11 protein-coding genes and 1 pseudogene are annotated in these 19,218 nt (G+C 58.5%); 1 reads left to right on the top strand and 11 read right to left on the bottom strand.

Translation table 11 applies throughout. From position 1 onward, the window contains the following. Window positions 1–76 precede the first annotated feature (76 nt). Window positions 77–1,162 (top strand): annotated as a pseudogene (locus tag WMQ00_RS10775) (ABC transporter family substrate-binding protein); the annotation flags it as partial. A gap of 230 nt (window positions 1,163–1,392) precedes the next feature. Here WMQ00_RS10775 and tuf read toward each other — a convergent pair. The 11 genes from tuf to WMQ00_RS10720 form a co-directional block, all read right to left on the bottom strand. Beyond that, the gene (gene tuf, locus WMQ00_RS10770) at window positions 1,393–2,583 is read right to left on the bottom strand and encodes an elongation factor Tu (RefSeq protein ID WP_023020538.1); all 1,191 of its coding nucleotides are present in this window, start codon (window positions 2,581–2,583) and stop codon (window positions 1,393–1,395) included. 392 nt (window positions 2,584–2,975) lie between these two features. Next, on the bottom strand, window positions 2,976–5,105 hold the full coding sequence (fusA, locus tag WMQ00_RS10765) for an elongation factor G (protein WP_023020537.1): 2,130 nt from the start codon (window positions 5,103–5,105) through the stop codon (window positions 2,976–2,978). 322 nt (window positions 5,106–5,427) lie between these two features. Further along, entirely contained in the window at window positions 5,428–5,895 is a 468-nt protein-coding gene (gene rpsG, locus WMQ00_RS10760; protein WP_005322865.1) for a 30S ribosomal protein S7, read from the bottom strand. Window positions 5,896–5,901: 6 nt separating this feature from the next. Beyond that, window positions 5,902–6,273, bottom strand: a complete 372-nt coding sequence (gene rpsL / locus WMQ00_RS10755) for a 30S ribosomal protein S12 (protein WP_005322866.1) — start codon at window positions 6,271–6,273, stop codon at window positions 5,902–5,904. 232 nt (window positions 6,274–6,505) lie between these two features. After that, window positions 6,506–7,057, bottom strand: coding sequence for a hypothetical protein (locus WMQ00_RS10750; protein WP_086589063.1), 552 nt, complete (start codon window positions 7,055–7,057; stop codon window positions 6,506–6,508). Between the two features lie 26 nt (window positions 7,058–7,083). After that, window positions 7,084–7,854: an energy-coupling factor transporter transmembrane component T family protein gene (locus tag WMQ00_RS10745; protein WP_248099154.1), complete on the bottom strand. Its 771-nt coding sequence runs from the start codon at window positions 7,852–7,854 to the stop codon at window positions 7,084–7,086. Beyond that, on the bottom strand, window positions 7,847–9,283 hold the full coding sequence (locus WMQ00_RS10740) for an ABC transporter ATP-binding protein (RefSeq protein ID WP_340441030.1): 1,437 nt from the start codon (window positions 9,281–9,283) through the stop codon (window positions 7,847–7,849). The genes WMQ00_RS10745 and WMQ00_RS10740 overlap by 8 nt, the downstream gene beginning before the upstream one ends. 5 nt (window positions 9,284–9,288) lie before the next feature. Then, window positions 9,289–9,900 (bottom strand): ECF transporter S component, encoded by a 612-nt coding sequence (locus WMQ00_RS10735; RefSeq protein WP_200288279.1) that lies wholly within the window; start codon window positions 9,898–9,900, stop codon window positions 9,289–9,291. 291 nt (window positions 9,901–10,191) lie between these two features. After that, entirely contained in the window at window positions 10,192–14,187 is a 3,996-nt protein-coding gene (locus WMQ00_RS10730) for a DNA-directed RNA polymerase subunit beta' (protein ID WP_200288280.1), read from the bottom strand. Between the two features lie 107 nt (window positions 14,188–14,294). Beyond that, entirely contained in the window at window positions 14,295–17,789 is a 3,495-nt protein-coding gene (gene rpoB / locus WMQ00_RS10725) for a DNA-directed RNA polymerase subunit beta (protein ID WP_200288281.1), read from the bottom strand. A 384-nt stretch (window positions 17,790–18,173) separates the two neighbouring features. Next, a complete protein-coding gene (locus tag WMQ00_RS10720; RefSeq protein ID WP_340441029.1) occupies window positions 18,174–19,190 on the bottom strand; it encodes a DUF3068 domain-containing protein in 1,017 nt (338 codons plus the stop codon). Window positions 19,191–19,218: the final 28 nt, after the last annotated feature.

The raw sequence follows: 19,218 nt of genomic DNA, 5'->3' as shown, positions 1-19,218 counted from the left end.
ATCCTCGGCGGCGCAACCCCACGTGAAATACTTAACGAACTATTCAAGCGTGGCGCATCCACCGCTTGATTCCGCCCTCCACCCCGCTATTGATAGCCCAGAGAAGTTTGACAAGGCCTACCTGGGCAAACTGAACCCGCAGTACGGCGCCGGCCCATTCAAGGTAGACAACGTGGACTTCAAGGGTGGGACCCTCACCCTCGTGCCAAATGAGAAGTGGTGGGGCGATAAGCCGAAACTCAAGAAGGCAAGCTTCCGCGTCATGGAATCCCAGGCCACCATTAACGCCTTCCAAGCCGGGGAAATTGACGCGGCTGGCGTGGCCGATAAGAACAGCCTCACCATTGCCAGTGAAATGGGCGAGGACATCGATATCCGCGCAGCATTGCGCCCTGCCAATGTCATCCTCACCCTCAATTCCAAGGCGCCACAGCTCAAGGATGAGGATGTGCGCCACGCCGTCTTCTCCGCCATCGACCGCGATCAGCTGGCCGAGATCCGCTATAACGGCCTGGGCTATGAAGAAGAGATGCCGGGCTCGCTTACCCTCTACTCCACCCAGGAGGGCTACAAGGACAATATCAAGGACGTCATCAAGTTCGACCCCGAGCAATCCAAGAAGCTGCTCGAGGATGCCGGATATCAACAAGGTGATGACGGAATCTTTGCTAAAGACGGCGAAAAACTATCCCTGCGCTATATCCTCATCGGCGACGATGAGGTATCCAAGTCCCTTGCCGCCGCACTTCAAAAGATGCTCAAGGACGTCGGCGTTGACCTCAAGATTGAAGAGCGCCCTTCTGCTGAGTTCTCGAAGGTAACCTCTGAGCGAGACTTCGATCTCTTCCTGTCCGCCATTGCTTCCTCCGATCCATTTGGAGTCGCCTACTTTGGCCAGTACTACGCCAGCGATTCCACACTAAATATGTCCAGCACTGGCACCAAGGAATTTGATAAGAAGATTGAAGAGCTGCAGAAGCTTCCTTCCCAGGACGAACAAATCGACCGCGTGAATGAGCTCGAATCGGAGGCCTTCGGCCACTACGGTATCCTCCCCTTCGCCAACGGTCCGCAAATGGTCGGCGTAAAGAAGGGCCTGGCCAACTACGGTGCCAACGGCTTCGCCATCCTCCCCAAGGAAGACATCGGCTGGGAAAAGTAGCAACTCCCTGCACGCCTAAAAGCGCAATGCGCTGAAGCCTCCCGCAGCATCAATCAAACAGGATGCAGCGGGAGGCCTCTTTTATAGGCCAGCACCGCCCGGCCAAGGCAGCAACGGCTATTGCCGACGCTCGTGCATCGCGGAGAAAGTGGGTTAAGGATCAAAAAATCCGCCCCACCGAAAGTGAAGCGGATTTTTTATAGCCCTACTGAGCGGTTACTGGGTATCGACTAGTCGATAACCTTGGTAACGCGGCCAGCGCCGACGGTGCGGGAGCCTTCGCGGATAGCGAAGCGCAGGCCCTCGTCCATAGCGACCGGCTGGATGAGCTCAACGGACATCTCAACGTTGTCGCCAGGCATAACCATCTCGGTGCCCTCTGGCAGGTGAACAACACCGGTAACGTCCGTGGTACGGAAGTAGAACTGCGGACGGTAGTTGTTCATGAACGGGGTGTGGCGGCCGCCCTCTTCCTTCTTCAGGACGTAGACGGAACCCTCGAACTTGGTGTGCGGGGTGTAAGCGCCCGGCTTGATAACAACCTGGCCACGCTCAACGTCCTCACGCTTGGTACCACGCAGAAGCAGACCACAGTTGTCGCCAGCCTCGGTGTAGTCCATCATCTTGCGGAACATCTCGATACCGGTAACGGTGGTGGTCTGGGACTTCTCCTGGATACCGATGATCTCAACGTCCTCGTTGACGTTCAGACGGCCACGCTCAACACGGCCGGTAACAACGGTGCCGCGGCCGGTAATGGTGAAGATGTCCTCGATAGGCATCAGGAACGGCTGGTCGGTAGCGCGCTCCGGATCCGGGATAGCGTTATCGCAGGCTTCCATCAGTTCAACGACGGACTGTACCCACTTGTCATCGCCCTCGAGAGCCTTCAGAGCGGAGATGTGAACGATAGGAGCTTCCTCATCGTAGTCCTGCTCTGCGAGCAGCTCACGGATCTCCATCTCAACGAGCTCGATGATTTCCTCATCATCAACCATGTCACACTTGTTCAGCGCAACGAGGATGTAAGGAACGCCAACCTGGCGAGCAAGCAGAACGTGCTCGCGGGTCTGCGGCATCGGGCCATCGGTTGCAGCAACAACCAGGATAGCGCCGTCCATCTGAGCAGCGCCGGTAATCATGTTCTTGATGTAGTCGGCGTGGCCCGGAGCGTCAACGTGTGCGTAGTGGCGCTTCGGGGTGGAGTACTCAACGTGGGAGATGTTGATGGTAATACCGCGCTCCTTCTCCTCAGGAGCCTTGTCGATCATGTCGAACGCGAATGCCTGGTTCTCCTCAGGGTACTGGTCAGCCAGAACCTTGGTGATCGCTGCGGTGGTGGTGGTCTTGCCGTGGTCGACGTGTCCGATGGTGCCGATGTTCACATGCGGCTTCGTACGCTCGAACTTCTCCTTTGCCACTGTATGTCCTCCTGGACTATATGGTGGCTACGACCTTCGCAGCCACGTGGTTGACAGTTGTCATTGGCACCCGACCCACAGTATGTGGGGCAAAGCGCTAATGACGCTTTCTTTACGTGCCAGTTACACGATCCTAGATTTATGCCACGGTTTTTTCAAACCGCCGTTATAGGAGGTAACCCCGCGAAATATCGCGGCCATTTCCCTCGACAAGAATCTTCTAAAAAGGATCCTGGGAGGGTAACGGCCGGCTCAATTCACAACCTAGATGGTTAAGCTGCAAACTCAGCCCGCCGCTACCCTGGCCCAGTTGTCCCGCTCCGCGGCGGGTCTGGCATCTACTGGCGAAGATTACCAGCCCGGACAAACCGCGGGTGGAGCGGGGCTACTGCTTAGTTAGCGCTGCCGGTGCGCTCCTCGATGATCTCCTGTGCAACGGAGGATGGAACCTCTGCGTAGGAATCGAAGACCATGGTGAAGTTTGCGCGGCCAGCGGTGGAAGAACGCAGGTCACCGATGTAACCGAACATCTCGGACAGCGGCACCTTAGCCTTAACGACCTTCGCGCCGGAACGGTCCTCCATAGCGAAGACCTGGCCACGACGGGAGGAGATGTCACCGTTAACGGTGCCCATGTACTCCTCAGGGGTGACAACCTCAACGGCCATCATCGGCTCCAGCAGAACTGGCTTTGCCTTGGCCATTGCTTCCTTGAAGACCTGGGAGCCGGCCAGCTTGAAGGCCATCTCGGAGGAGTCGACGTCGTGGTAAGCGCCGTCTTCCAGGGTGGCCTTGATGTTAACCATCGGGAAGCCTGCCAGGTAGCCGTACTGCATTGCGTCCTGGATACCAGCGTCAACGGAAGGAATGTATTCCTTCGGAACGCGGCCACCGGTGACAGCATTCTCGAATGCGTAAGTTGCGGACTCGCCCTCTTCCAAGGTCTCTGGGTCCGGGTTGTACGGCTCGATGGTGCAGATAACCTTTGCGAACTGACCGGAACCACCGGTCTGCTTCTTGTGGGTATACTCCATGGACTCAACCTTCTTACGGATGGTCTCACGGTAAGCAACCTGCGGGTTACCGATGTTCGCCTCAACCTTGAACTCGCGCTTCATGCGGTCAACAAGAACGTCGAGGTGGAGCTCGCCCATGCCGCCGATAACGGTCTGGCCGGTCTCCTCATCCAGCTCGACGGTGAAGGTTGGGTCCTCAGCTGCGAGCTTCTGGATAGCGGTACCCAGCTTCTCCTGGTCAGCCTTGGTCTTCGGCTCGATGGAAACCTTGATAACCGGATCCGGGAAGTCCATGGACTCGAGGATGATCTGGTTATCCTTGTCACACAGGGTGTCACCGGTGGTGGTCTCTTTCAGACCGATAACAGCATAAATGTTACCGGCGTCTGCCTGCTCAACAGGGTTTTCCTTGTTGGCGTGCATCTGGAAGAGCTTACCGATGCGCTCCTTCTTGCCCTTGGTGGAGTTCATAACCTCGGTACCCGGGGTGACCTGGCCGGAGTAGACGCGGGTGAAGGTGAGCTGGCCAAAGAATGGGTGAGCAGCAATCTTGAATGCCAGTGCGGAGAACGGGGACTCAACGGAAGGCTTACGGGTAAGCTCCTTGTCCTCGTTTCCTACCTCGTGGCCGATAACCTCGCCGACGTCCAGCGGGCTTGGCAGGAAGTCAACCACAGCGTCGAGCAGTGGCTGCACGCCCTTGTTGCGGTAGGCGGTACCGCAGTAAACCGGGTAGACCTCGGAGTTGATGGTGAGCTTACGGATGCCGGCCTTGAGCTCGTCAATGGTCAGCTCCTCGCCGCCGAAGTACTTCTCCATGAGCTCTTCGTCGGACTCAGCAACGGTCTCAACGAGCTTCTCGCGGTATTCTTCCGCCTTGTCCTTGAGGTCCTCTGGGATTTCCTCGTAGGTAGGCTCAGCGCCGGTCTCGACCTTGCCACGCCAGGTGATTGCCTGCATATTCAGCAGGTCGACAACGCCGTCGAAGTCATCCTCAGCGCCGATAGGCAGCTGCATAACCAGCGGCTTAGCGCCCAAGCGGTCAATGATGGTCTGAACGGTGAAGTAGAAGTCAGCGCCCAGCTTGTCCATCTTGTTGACGAAGCAGATACGCGGAACGTCGTACTTAGCAGCCTGACGCCACACCTGCTCGGACTGCGGCTCAACGCCTTCCTTGCCGTCGAAGACTGCGACGGCGCCGTCGAGAACACGCAGGGAACGCTCGACCTCGACGGTGAAGTCAACGTGACCCGGGGTGTCGATGATGTTGATCTGGTTGTTATTCCAGAAGCAGGTCACGGCAGCGGAGGTAATGGTGATGCCGCGTTCTTTCTCCTGCTCCATCCAGTCAGTGGTGGAAGCACCGTCGTGGGTCTCGCCCACCTTACGGTTGATACCGGTGTAGAAGAGAATACGCTCGGTGGTCGTCGTCTTACCAGCATCGATGTGGGCCATGATGCCGATGTTGCGGACCTTGTTCAGGTCCTTAAGCACTTCTTGTGCCACGTTTATACCCCAACTTAATAGTCGTCGACGCCGTGACCAGGTTTCTGGCTATGACGCCTGCATGGATAAGGTCTTTTAATTTTTGCCACTATTGGCCGTCCTAGGTGCACGCATGCGCCTAGACTTCCATCGCTTCAGTGTACTGGACACTCCACGATGTCGCTGGACTGGGCGGGCATACCGCCCTCAAATCACACCCATTAGGGCAAAAAATGGCCCAAGCAAGAGATATGTAGTTTTGTGTCGCCGCCGGAGAAAACCTGCCGGCAGCCAGCGCGAAACTTGCTTCTCGTTGCTTGGGCCATTGATGTGGGTGCTGAGATTACCAGCGGTAGTGGGCGAAGGCGCGGTTGGCCTCTGCCATCTTGTGAGTATCCTCACGACGCTTAACGGAAGCGCCGAGGCCGTTGGAGGCGTCCAGGATCTCGTTTGCGAGACGCTCAATCATGGAGTTCTCGCGACGCTGGCGGGTGAAGGTCACCATCCAGCGCAGTGCCAGGGTGTTTGCACGGTCAGGGCGAACCTCAACCGGCACCTGGTAGGTAGCGCCACCGACACGGCGGGAGCGAACCTCAAGGTCTGGGCGGATATTGCCCAATGCCTTCTCCAGGGTGCCAACCGGATCGGTGCCGGTCTTCTCGCGGCAAGCCTCGAGAGCGCCGTAGACGATACGCTCTGCGGTGGACTTCTTGCCGTCCTGGAGGATCTTGTTGACGAGCATGGTTACCTGCTCGGAGTTGTATACCGGGTCCTTGACTACAGGACGCTTCGGAGCAGCATTCTTACGCATTGTTTATTACTGTCCCTTCTTTGCGCCGTAACGGGAACGTGCCTGCTTACGGTCCTTGACACCCTGGGTATCCAGAGCGCCGCGGATAATCTTGTAACGAACACCAGGAAGGTCCTTCACACGGCCGCCGCGAACGAGGACCATGGAGTGCTCCTGCAGGTTGTGGCCCTCGCCCGGAATGTAGGCGGAAACCTCAATACCGGTGGTCAGGCGAACACGAGCAACCTTACGCAGTGCGGAGTTCGGCTTCTTAGGAGTGGTGGTGTACACGCGGGTGCATACACCGCGACGCTGCGGGGAACCCTTCAGCGCAGCGGTGGAAACCTCTTTACGCTTATCGTGGCGGCCCTTGCGGACCAGCTGCTGAATAGTTGGCATTTAACAGTCTTTCTGTCGAATTGCACCACTGCCGAAGGAAAAGAACCAAACATGCAAAAATGGGCGCTCTTTCCCGGGGCGCTGCCGCATGTCCAGAACTCTTCCCAAGGTCGGTGCCTTGTTAAGGATCAGACTCTTCACCGCGCGCCAGTATGGCACGCATAGTGAACTGCCGTTTAGACTAGCAAACCGATCACGCTTTATACAAAACGCGATCGGCACCTTCTTCCTGCTAGGACCATTCCCACACTAAATCAGCCTCAGCAGCCTTGGTGGCAAAGTAGTCCTTTTCCTGTGCTTCCCAGGTTTCAAACCACTGCTCGTAGTCGGGCTCGCGGGCGATGGCGCGTTCGCGGCGTTGGTCCCGGGGGCCGTCGATAAGCACGCTAACTACCGTTCCTCTCTCCTTTGCGGCTGCGATATTGGCCGGGGTTACCGAACCCACCCCTTCCACGATGAGATCATCGCGCACGTCGAGGCTAGCCCAGTCCCCAGGGGTATCCGCCTCCCAATCCCAGCGCCAATAGCCGGGGTTCATGGTCCGCAATACCTGCTCTGCCACCATGTCAGAGCCCTTGTCCAGGCCGTGCCAGCCGGGATAGAACTCATCGAGGTGTACCACGCGCCAGTTGGTGCGCTCGGCCAGCGCGGCGGAAGTCCAGGTTTTTCCGGCACCCGAAGGGCCGTCGATAAGCACGGTCACTGGCTTGAAGGCACGCTTTCTAGCTGCCGCCAGCTTGACGACGTCCTCTAAAAGGCGCTCTTGTTGGCTATCAAAGTCCATGGTCGCTCAATCACTGCTTTCGCGGTTTATAGGCCGAAGAATCTCCAGGCCCCAGTGAGTACCGAAACTACCACCGGTACAAAAGCGAGGACAGTACCTATGGCCATAATCCACCCATCGCGGGCGTGCAGCCGGGAGGAACGCGCCCACGTGCGTGCCCCTCCTCCGGGTGGGGTGCGCCCAAATCCGCGCGCCTCCATAGCCGTGGCCAATTTGCCACCGCGGCGCAGCGCGATGACCAATAGCCCGAAGGACATAGTAAGCAGATGCTTCAGCTTGCCGACGTCCGTCAGCCCCCTCGCCCTGCGCGCCATCCCCAGCGACTGCCAATCAGATTGAAAAAGCGTCATCATGCGCACACCGGCCACTGCACCAATGACAAAACGCGAAGGCAGCTTCAAGATCTGCGAGAGAGCATCACCCAGCTCCGTAGGGTCGATATCACGGGCGAGCACCACCATGGGCAAAGCTACGGCAAAGACGCGCAACGTAATAGCAATGGCCAGGCTAAGGGAATTTTCGGTGACATGAATAAGCCACCAGTGGAAGTATTCGGTGCCGCTGGGCTCACCATAAAGCAGCATGGAAATGCCGGAAATCGGGGCGACCAAGAAGAGGAACCATCCGGCCTTAAAGACTCGCGCCCACGATACCCCGCATAACGGGGCGAAACTCAGAGTAAGCACTAACGATACCGCTGCCGAAACCCAGTCAATGGACGCCAAAATGGGAGTGACCCAGATAAACATCATAAACACTCGGGTAAGCGGATTGGCTCCGTGTAAAAGGTTAGGCACCCTCCACCTCCACATGATGATCCCCTAAAGCCTGGATAAACAAAGGATCGTGAGTAATGGAGGCAACGGTGGTGCCACCATCGGCTAGCTCGCGTAGCAAGCGCACCAGCTCCACAAAGGTCTGCGGGTCCTGTCCAAAAGTAGGCTCGTCAAGAAGTACTACCTCAGGTGACGTTACCAACGCAGTAGCTACCGAAAGGCGGCGCTTCTCGCCTCCAGAAAGCGTGAAGGGATTAGCCTCCAAAAGGTGCTCCAGGCGCAGGGAATCCACCAATTGGTCTATGCGCTCTTCCGGGGGTTTTACTCGCATGACTTTTGGTGCCACGCGCAGCTCTTCCGCTACGGTGCGCGAAACGAACTGGTGCTCCGGGTTTTGGAATACGAATCCAATGCGGTCTGCCAACTCACGAGATTTCCACCGAATCGGTGGTCCTTTCACCCCACGGCGCACAAAGTCTGCCACTCCGATCTCGCCGAAGATAGCCGGCAGCAAGCCCGCCATGGTCATCAACCATGTCGATTTTCCTGCACCATTAGGACCTGTAATCACAGTCGAAGCGCCCGCCGGCAGGGAAATCGTGCGCGGTGGGCCGAAGCGAGTAACCAAATCCTTGCTCCAGAGCGCAGCGTCTCCTTCCCTAGCTGCGCCATCACCCAACTCGCGCGCCTGCGGGAGCTCTTCGACACGGCGGCGTCGTGCTATCTGCTCAAAGGGACCATCGGCCACGATGCGCCCATGCGCAATTTCCACGGCACGGTCAAGCAATCCTTCCCATGCCGTATGCTGGTGTTCTACCACCACAAGGGTAGCCCCAGTCTCTTCTACCAGTGCAGAAACGGCGCGAACCACATCGCGTGCGCCGGCAGGGTCAAGATTGGCAGTGGGTTCATCGAGCAGCACCACACCGGCACCCATAGCGATTACCCCCGCTAAAGCAAGGCGTTGCTTTTGCCCACCAGACAGGCGCTCGGTGGGGAAATCCAAATCTACGAACGGGCCGACCAGATCCTTGGCCGCGGCTACGCGGCGCCAAATCTCTTCCCTCGGATACGCTAGGTTCTCGCAGCCGAAGGCAATATCGTCTCCCACCCGAGCTGAGATAACCTGCGAATCTGGGTCTTGCAACACCAGCCCTACGGGAATGGAATGTCCCGGTTCTTCCACTGCGCCAGTGGAATCTTCCAAGAGGATCTCTCCGGTGCGGGTTCCCTCTTCATCGGAACCCAGTACCCCGGCTATAGCAGCTAGGAAGGTGGATTTTCCGGATCCAGAGTCGCCGCAAAGCAATACCCGCTCGCCCGGTTCAATAACCAGGTCAATATCAGCTAACGCTGGCTGGGTGCGCCCGGAATGCGTCCAGCCAAAACCGCGGGCGGTAATTTTTGTGGGCCTTCCCGCCAGAGTGAAAAAGTCAGTCACAGTGCCCATACGCCCTAAGCGCGCTGTTCACGGCCTGCGGCGAAACGATCCAAAGCACCTGTCTTCGCTAGCGCCTTCACCACGAAAAAGCCCAAAGCACCGGCGAGGATAGCACCGGAGATAGTCAGCGTAACCAAATAAATCATTTGGAACTCGAAGGAGCGAGCCAAGTTACCGGAAAGGAATAGCTCGAGAATAAAAGCACCCCAGCCAGCCGCCATGCCGGCTAATACCGAAACTCCAAAGCCAAACCTGCGGTACAGGAAGATAGCCAGGATGATTTCCACGCCTAGCCCTTGTGCCAAGCCGGAATACAGGGTTTCAATGCCCCACTGGGAACCCAGCACTGCGGACACAGTGGCCGCTAGGACCTCAACGTATACAGCTGCACCTGGCTTGCGGATGATAAGGCCACCCAGCACGCCACCAATGAGCCAAATACCGGTGGCTATACCGCCCAAGCCCGGGGTAATAGCATCCATAGCTTGGAACCAGGCATAGCCCACTGCGTTCCAACCCAAGAATACGAAGCCGCAAGCTACACCCAGAACAGATGCAACCACGATATCGACCACGCGCCAATTCAAACTGCGCTTCGGGGCAGCGGACGCACGTGTAGTAGACATAATTTTCCTCCCTCTCGCCGGCATTATCCGGATCAGGTTCTACGGTTCACCGCGCATGTGGCGGCATCTCAGCCAGTCTCGGCTACACAATGGCAGCTGACAAGCACCCGTGATGTGTGCATTTTTCAACTACTTAGGCAGCGCTCCCCTAAAGGCGCCTTGCCAAAAGCTGCATTCATACTAGCAGAGCAGTTTAGCGGTACACCCTAAACATGGAAACAGCCCCGCCTTCCTGTCATTCAGGAAGGCGGGGCCATCAATATCCCGCGTTAACGCAGATTCAGCTGCACCCTAGAAAGTGAAGTCCTCATCCAGCGGCACGGAGGCACCGGTGAACTCACCGAAGCCGTCATCGCCATAGATGGAATCGCCGTAAGTCGGAATCGAGTATGCAGCGTTGCGCGCAGCCTCGGTCGGCTTGACGGAAATATTGCGGTAGCGGGAAATACCGGTACCGGCCGGGATGAGCTTACCGATAATCACGTTCTCCTTGAGACCGATGAGCTTATCGGAGCGCTTGTTAATAGCGGCGTCCGTAAGCACGCGAGTGGTCTCCTGGAAGGATGCAGCGGACAGCCAGGACTCGGTAGCCAAGGAAGCCTTGGTAATACCCATGATCTCCGAGCGCAGCTGAGCCGGCTCGCCACCTTCTGCAACCTGAGCAGCATTGAGCTGCTTAGCTTCAGAAAGGTCGATGAGGTTACCCGGCAACAAGTCCGTAGTACCCGCATCAATGACGGTACCGCGGCGCAGCATCTGGCGGATGATGATCTCGATGTGCTTATCGTGGATAGCCACACCCTGGGTACGGTACACAGCCTGCACCTCGTTGATGAGGTGCTGCTCCACGCCACGGCGGCCGAGGACCTCGAGCACGTCGTGCGGGTCAGCCGCACCGCGCATCAGGCGGTCACCGGTCTCGACGTGGTCGCCGTCCTTGAGGGAACGCTCGATCATCGCATCCGGGTTGGACTCCATCGGGCGACGGACCTGAGCCAGGCCCTGACGCTTGGAGAGCTTCTCATAGACCACATCATCCGAACCGTCATCCGGGGTGATGGTCAGGGTCCAGAAGTTGCCCTCATCGGACAGGGATACGGTGCCGTCAACGGAAGCGATAGGAGCGCGGTTCTTCGGGTTACGGGCCTCGAAGAGCTCCTGAACACGCGGCAGACCGCCGGTAATATCGCCACCGACACCACCCTGGTGGAACGTACGCATGGTCAGCTGGGTACCCGGCTCACCAATGGACTGTGCCGCCACGATGCCGACGGCCTCGCCGATATCGACCAGCTGGCCGGAAGCCATGGACTTGCCGTAGCACTTGGCACACACGCCAGCCGGGGTCTGGCAGGTCAGCACGGAGCGAACCTTGACCTCAGTAACCTTGGAGTCCAACAGCTTCTGGGTGAGTTCCTCGGTGAGGTCGGAGCCGGCCTCGGCCACGACCTCCCCGTTGGCGTCCTTGACATCGGTCGCGAGAACGCGGCCGGATGCGGAGGTCTCCCACAGCTCGGAGAGAACCACCTTGTCGCCGGAAACCTCGCCGATGGGGACGCGAACGCCCTGGCGGGTGCCACAGTCCTCTTCGCGGACGATGACGTCCTGGGCCACGTCCACCAGACGACGGGTGAGGTAGCCGGAGTCAGCGGTACGCAGCGCGGTATCGGCCAGACCCTTACGGGAACCGTGGGAGTTGTTGAAGTACTCCAGCACGGACAGGCCTTCACGGAAGGAGGTCTTAATCGGACGGGTGATGTAATCACCGTGCGAGTTCACAACCATGCCCTTCATACCGGCCAGCGTCCAGATCTGACGCATGTTACCGGCCGCACCAGACTTCACAATCATCGGAATCGGGTTGTGGTCAGGGTACATGTTCTCGACGGCCTCACCGACGGTATCGGTAGCGTCCTTCCACAGCTCAACCAGGCGATCGTAGCGCTCGCGCTCGGTCAGAGCACCCTGCTCCCAGTACTTACGCTCGATGCGCTCTGCTTCCTTCTCATAAGACTCGAGGATCTCGGTCTTATTCGGCAGAACCAGAACGTCAGACATAGTGATGGTCACGCCAGAACGGGTTGCCCAGTAGAAGCCGGCATCCTTCATGTTGTCCAGCACCTGAGCCACGGTGATCATCGGGTACTTATTGGCCAAGTCATTGACCACGTCACCGATGAGGACCTTGTTGCCAGAGCCGCCGCCCTTACGGACCATGATGCCCTCGAGGTACGGGTAGTTCCATGGCAACAACTCGTTGAACATGACGCGGCCAATGGTGGTGTAGCCCATCCATGCCTGGCCCTTGGTCCAGCCATCTGGGAACTGCTCCTCCTCGATCTCCTTCGGCGGGCGAAGGTGATCGATGCGGACCTTGATCGGGGCCTGCAGGCCAACGGTGCCGCGGTCATAGGCCATGAGGGCCTCGGCGTAGGAGGAGTAAACGCCGGTTGCTGGCTTGTCCTCTTCTGCCTCGCGGAAGCGGCCGTTGCCACCGATCTCGTCCTCGGACTTGTCCATCGTTAGGTAGTACAGGCCGGTAACCATATCCAGACGCGGCATAGCCAGTGGCTTACCGGATGCCGGGGACAGAATGTTATTGGACGCCAGCATCAAGACGCGGGCCTCAGCCTGTGCCTCAGCGGACAGCGGCAGGTGGACTGCCATCTGGTCACCGTCGAAGTCGGCGTTGAACGCCTCACAAGCCAGCGGGTGCAGCTGAATAGCCTTACCCTCAACCAGCTTCGGCTCGAAGGCCTGAATGCCCAGGCGGTGCAGCGTAGGTGCACGGTTGAGCATCACAGGGTGCTCAGAAATGGCCTGCTCCAGAACGTCCCACACCTCTGGGCGCTGGCGCTCAACCATGCGCTTGGCGGACTTGATGTTCTGGGCATAGTCGTTTTCTACCAAGCGCTTCATGACGAACGGCTTGAATAGCTCGAGCGCCATGAGCTTCGGCAGACCACACTCGTGCAGCTTCAGCTGCGGTCCAACGATAATAACGGAACGGCCGGAGTAGTCCACGCGCTTACCCAGCAGGTTCTGGCGGAAGCGGCCCTGCTTGCCCTTGAGCAAGTCAGACAGGGACTTCAGCGGACGGTTGCCCGGGCCGGTAACCGGACGGCCGCGGCGGCCGTTATCGAAGAGTGCGTCCACAGACTCCTGCAGCATGCGCTTCTCGTTGTTCACGATGATCTCTGGAGCGCCCAGGTCGATCATGCGCTTCAAACGGTTATTGCGGTTGATCACGCGGCGGTAGAGGTCATTCAGGTCGGAGGTAGCAAAGCGGCCACCGTCCAGCTGCACCATTGGGCGCAGCTCTGGCGGGATAACCGGGATGGCATCCAACACCATGCCGGCCGGATCGTTGCCGGAGCGCAGGAAGGCAGCAACGACCTTCAGGCGCTTGAGGGCACGCATCTTCTTCTGGCCCTTGCCATTGTTGATGATCTCGCGCAGCTCCTCGGCCTCAGCCTCGAGGTCGAAGTTGCGGACCAGGGTCTGGATGGCTTCTGCGCCCATGCCGCCGGTGAAGTAATCCTCGTAGCGGTCAACCAGCTCTTCGTAGATGGTCTCATCGATGATCATCTGCTTTGGAGCCAGCTTGATGAAGGTATTCCAGATTTCATCCAGGCGGGCGATTTCGCGCTCGCCACGCTCGCGGATGTGCTGCATTTCCTTATCGGCAGCGTTCTTTACCTTCTTACGGGCATCGGCCTTGGCACCGGCTGCTTCCAGCTCAGCCAGGTCAGACTCCAGCTTGGAGGCGCGCTCTGCGATCTCGGACTCGGTATCGTCCTCAACGTCCTTCTTCTCCAGGAGCATTTCTGCTTCCAGGGTGGACTGATCGTTGTGGCGAGCCTCTTCATCCACGGAGGTGATGATATTGGCGGCGAAGTAAATGATGCGCTCGAGATCCTTCGGAGCCAGGTCCAGCAGGTAGCCCAAGCGGGAAGGAACGCCCTTGAAGTACCAGATGTGGGTTACCGGAGCGGCCAGCTCAATGTGGCCCATGCGCTCACGGCGAACCTTGGACTTGGTGACCTCAACGCCACAGCGCTCACAGATGATGCCCTTGTAGCGGACGCGCTTGTACTTACCACAAGCGCACTCCCAGTCACGGGTGGGGCCGAAGATGCGCTCACAGAAGAGGCCGTCCTTCTCCGGCTTCAGAGTGCGGTAGTTAATGGTCTCAGGCTTTTTGACCTCGCCCTTGGACCAGCGACGAATATCGTCTGCGGTGGCCAGACCGATGCGGAGCTCGTCGAAGAGATTTACGTCAAACACGTAATGTCTCCCTTTCATCCTCGTTGTCGAGGAATTGATGGCTTTGTATGAATGGAACGTTTACGCCCTACCACGGGGACTTACCCCGCGGTGGACCAAGAAACTAATTAGGCGATGTCAGCGGAAGAGCCCTCATCGCGGGACAGGTTAATGCCAAGCGATGGGCTATCCATGTCATCGTCATCAGAGCCAGACAGCTCCATCGGCGTGCCGTCGGTGGAAAGAACTTCCACGTTCAAGCACAGGGACTGCAGCTCCTTGAGCAACACCTTGAAGGACTCAGGGATGCCCGGATCTGGAATATTGTCGCCCTTAACAATGGCTTCGTAGACCTTCACGCGGCCGACGACGTCATCGGACTTGATGGTCAGCAGCTCCTGCAGGGTGTAGGCAGCGCCGTATGCCTGCATTGCCCACACCTCCATCTCGCCGAAGCGCTGGCCACCGAACTGGGCCTTACCACCCAGCGGCTGCTGGGTAATCATGGAGTAAGGACCGGTGGAACGGGCGTGAATCTTCTCATCGACCAAGTGGTGCAGCTTGAGCATGTACATGTAGCCAACCGAAATTGGGTACTTGTACGGTTCGCCCGAGCGGCCGTCGAAAAGCGTGGCCTTGCCGTGCTCATCCACCAGCACATCGCCGTCGCGGTTAGGACGGGAGGAAGCCAGCAGGCGCTCGATCTCGTGATTGGTAGCACCGTCGAAGACCGGGGTCGCGGTCAAGGAATCCGCAGGAACGTCATAGAGCTCTTCCGGCAGGGTCTTGAGCAGCTCGGCGTTCTTCGGATCCTCGGTGTCAACCTTCCAGCCGGCGTGTGCCAACCAGCCCAGGTGAACCTCGAGGACCTGGCCGATGTTCATACGACGTGGCACACCGTGGGTGTTCAGCAGGATGTCTACCGGGGTGCCGTCTTCCATGAACGGCATATCCTCTGGCGGCAGGATCTTGCCCACAACACCCTTGTTGCCGTGGCGGCCGGCCATCTTATCGCCGTCCTGGATCTTGCGCTTCTGGGCCACGTAGACGCGAATCATCTCGTTGACGCCAGGGGCCAGATCGTCATCATCATCGCGGGAGAAGCGGGCAACGCCAATGACCTTGCCTACCTCACCGTGCGGCACCTTCATGGAGGTATCGCGAACCTCGCGGGCCTTCTCACCGAAGATGGCGCGCAGCAGGCGCTCCTCCGGAGTCAGCTCGGTCTCGCCCTTCGGGGTGACCTTGCCCACCAGGATGTCACCGGCGCGGACGTCGGCACCGATGCGGATGATGCCGCGCTCGTCCAGATCGCTCAAGACGTCTTCAGAGACGTTCGGGATCTCGCGGGTGATTTCCTCAGCGCCCAGCTTGGTATCGCGAGCATCGATCTCGTGCTCCTCGATGTGGACGGAGGTCAAGATGTCCTCTTCCACGATGCGCTGGTTGAGGATGATGGCGTCCTCGTAGTTGTGGCCTTCCCACGGCATGAAGGCAACCAGCAGGTTGCGGCCGAGGGACATCTCACCATTGTGGGTACCAGGGCCATCGGCCAGAACCTGGCCGGCCTCTACGCGCTCGCCCATAGAAACCAGCGGGGTCTGGTTGTAGTTGGTGCCCTGGTTGGTGCGCTCGAACTTACGCAGGATGTAGGTGTCGCGCTGGCCCTCATCATCCATGATGGTGATGACATCAGCGGTGACGTTTTCTACCACACCGGCCTTCGGGGTGATAACAACGTCGCCAGCGTCATAAGCAGCGCGCTGCTCCATGCCGGTACCTACCAGCGGAGCCTCGGAGCGAACCAGCGGCACGGCCTGCTTCTGCATGTTCGCACCCATCAGGGCACGGTTAGCATCGTCGTGCTCCAAGAACGGAATCATGGCGGTACCCACGGACACCATCTGGCGCGGGGACACGTCAACGTAGTCCACACCAGAGGCATCAGTAAGTCCAATATCGCCGTCCTTTAGGCGGACCTCAATACGCTCGCCGGTGAGGTTGCCCTCTGCATCCTGCTCGACCTCAGCCTGAGCAATAGCGAAGCGATCCTCTTCATCAGCGGTGAGGTACTCCACCTGATCGGTAATCTTGCCGTCCACAACCTTGCGGTACGGGGTCTCGATGAAGCCAAAGGCATTCACGCGGGCATAGGAAGCCAGCGCGCCAATCAGGCCAATGTTCGGCCCCTCAGGAGTCTCAATCGGGCACATGCGGCCGTAGTGAGAAGCGTGAACGTCTCGCACCTCAATGCCGGCGCGCTCACGGGACAGACCGCCCGGGCCCAGCGCGGACAGGCGGCGCTTGTGGGTCAGGCCGGACAGCGAGTTGTTGTGGTCCATGAACTGGGACAGCTGCGAGGTGCCGAAGAACTCGCGGATAGCAGCAGAGACCGGGCGCACGTTAATCAGGGAGGTCGGAGTGATGGACTCCGCATCCTGGGTGGTCATGCGCTCGCGCACAACGCGCTCCATGCGGGACAGACCCACACGGACCTGATTCTGGATGAGCTCGCCTACGGTGCGCAGGCGGCGGTTACCAAAGTGGTCGATGTCATCCGTGTGCAAGGAGATCATCTCGCCGTTTGGCGCCTTCATCTCGCGCTCGCCTACGTGCAGGCGGACCAGGTACTCGAGGGTGACGGCAATGTCTTCCTCGGTCAGGGTCATCAGACCATCGTGGTCGCCGCCCAGACCCAGCTTGCGGTTGACCTTGTAGCGGCCGACCTTTGCCAGGTCGTAACGCTTCGCACGGAAGAAGGAGTTATCCAACAAGGACTGTGCCAATTCACGGGTTGGCTGCTCGCCTGGGCGCTGCTTGCGGTAAATCTCCAGCAATGCCTCGTCGGTATTTGCCACACCATCAGATTCCAGGGTGGACATCATAAGCTCGGAGAAGCCGAAGCGATCCTTGATCTGCTCCTCGCTCCAGCCCAGTGCCTTAAGCAGCACGGTAACCGGCTGGCGGCGCTTGCGGTCAATGCGCACGCCGACGGTATCGCGCTTGTCGACGTCGAACTCCAACCATGCACCGCGGGAAGGAATAACCTTCACGGAGTGCAGCGGACGCTCGGTGGACTTATCGATCGAGCGATCGAAGTACACGCCCGGGGAGCGCACCAGCTGAGAGACGACGACGCGCTCGGTACCGTTCACGATGAACGTGCCCATATCCGTCATCATCGGGAAATCGCCGATGAAAACGGTCTGCGACTTAATCTCTTGGGTGTCGTTATTGATAAACTCTGCGGTCACGTACAGCGGCGCGGAGTAGTTGATGTCCTTTTCCTTGCACTCATCCACAGTGTTTTTCACCGGTTCAAAGCGCGGCTCCGACAAGGACAGGGACATATTGCCCGAGTAGTCCTCAATCGGCGAGAGCTCTTCGAGGATGTCCTCGAGGCCGCTCGTTACGCGGGCATCATCGCCACGCGCAGCCTGCTCGCGCTCGCGCCATTCCGGCGAGCCGACGAGCCAAGCAAAAGAATCAAGTTGTACGTCAAGGAGACCCGGCAGGGCGATGGGCTCGCTAATTTTTGCAAACGAGTATCGCTTCGGGGCTCCGGGGATATTGGCCACTGACTTGGTCTGGCGGGAGACTGCCAAGATGGGTCCTTCCAGCACCTCACGCGGATTGCCTGCTCGCCCTGGCCGACGAGCCGCAAAACCGCTGGTAATTCTAGCATTCGGTCTGCTGTGGAGTGTCTGGGTTCAGAATGCACAAAATCACCTTGTCAAGTCGGTTTTGCCATCACCGGCCTGAAAGGCTAAATGTGCACCGAAGATCCAGATTCCAGCGCAACGAAATAGCTTATAGGAAAAGACCTGTCATGTAAAGACACACCACAATTGGGGCGTGTCGCTACCACGCTAGGGGGCAAGCTCGTGCTCGCCGCGGCGCTAACGCGTCCATGCCACGACTATGTGCGCGACAACCAGTGAGCACCCTACCACTAAAATCTCTCTATACCGCAACCCTGCCGGCGATTGAGGCTCCTAGCTGCTCTTTTAGCGGCTCACCGGCACCGCGCTTCCACCGTTGTGCGCGTGGTGGCCACGCCGGCGGGCATGCTTATTCTTTCCGCCAAATAATCCCAGCGCACCGATGATTCCTAGTAATGCAAGCAGCGCGCCTACTCCAATGACTATCCAGCGGACAATCTCCGCCACGCGATCGCGCGGGAATTCTGCGGCTTCCTTCAGCAGCTCTTTTTGGTCCTCTTCGGAGGTAGAACTATCAAAGACGAAGGCACGCACGCGCCCCACGCCTTCGCGGTCTGCGTAGTAGTCATCGATGTCTACATCCATGCCCACCACGAGTCCGGTTTGTTGGTCTACATAGAAGTCACGGTTACCGGAGTGGGTCAAGTACCCCTGTTCCTCGCCGCCGCCCTCCTTGGGCAGGCTGGTGGTATTCCCATCGGCTGCATAAAGCTGCGCTACGTTCGTCGGCTCAATTTCTTGGTGATAGCGATAGACCGTACGGCCATCCATCGTGGTTTCTTCTTCAAAGACCGCATCGACGGCCTTGCGCAGGGTCGGGTCAAAGACTGGGTAATTGGTCTTTTCGGCATCCGCGGGGAACTTGAGCCAGTAGCCGTCTATGGTCACCGTATCTGATGGAGTCGCGAGCGTATGGCTCAACGAGGCCTCCCCCATAGCTTCACCACTCAGGCGGTCCACCGGGTAGGTCCACACCTGGGCCTGGCTCAAGTCGTTTAAGCCTTCGCCCTCGCCGCGCATACGCGTCTCACCGATGCGCACGGTAGCCTTCTCTTCGTCCGAGGGCTCTTGGATATCCATGTTGATCTGGTAAGTCATGGGGCCTGAATACGGCGCGGAACCATCCTTGGACAATTGCTGGGAATCCGCGGAATCATCGTGCAATGTCCAGGTGCTGTTTTTCAGGTTCAGCGGCAGCCGCGGGGAAAAATCCAAAAATGCCGGCGCCACAACACCAGCGGCGATCAACGCGACACCGAGGCCTAGGAGCAGGACGGAAAAAATGCGGGACTTGGGCAGCATGGGGGCTAATTCTACAGCCCTTGGCGGA

Source organism: Corynebacterium sp. KPL2825, assembly GCF_037908445.1.
Taxonomy (GTDB): Bacteria; Actinomycetota; Actinomycetes; order Mycobacteriales; family Mycobacteriaceae; genus Corynebacterium; species Corynebacterium kefirresidentii.
Note: the sequence above shows the minus strand (reverse complement) of the source record. Positions and strands in the feature narration are given on the sequence as shown.

Coding starts and splice junctions, on each gene's coding strand:
- rpsG (WP_005322865.1), bottom strand. CDS start 5,895: ATGCGTAAGAATGCTGCTCCGAAGCGTCCTGTAGTCAAGGACCCGGTA.
- rpsL (WP_005322866.1), bottom strand. CDS start 6,273: ATGCCAACTATTCAGCAGCTGGTCCGCAAGGGCCGCCACGATAAGCGT.
- WMQ00_RS10750 (WP_086589063.1), bottom strand. CDS start 7,057: ATGGACTTTGATAGCCAACAAGAGCGCCTTTTAGAGGACGTCGTCAAG.
- WMQ00_RS10740 (WP_340441030.1), bottom strand. CDS start 9,283: ATGGGCACTGTGACTGACTTTTTCACTCTGGCGGGAAGGCCCACAAAA.
- WMQ00_RS10735 (WP_200288279.1), bottom strand. CDS start 9,900: ATGTCTACTACACGTGCGTCCGCTGCCCCGAAGCGCAGTTTGAATTGG.
- WMQ00_RS10720 (WP_340441029.1), bottom strand. CDS start 19,190: ATGCTGCCCAAGTCCCGCATTTTTTCCGTCCTGCTCCTAGGCCTCGGT.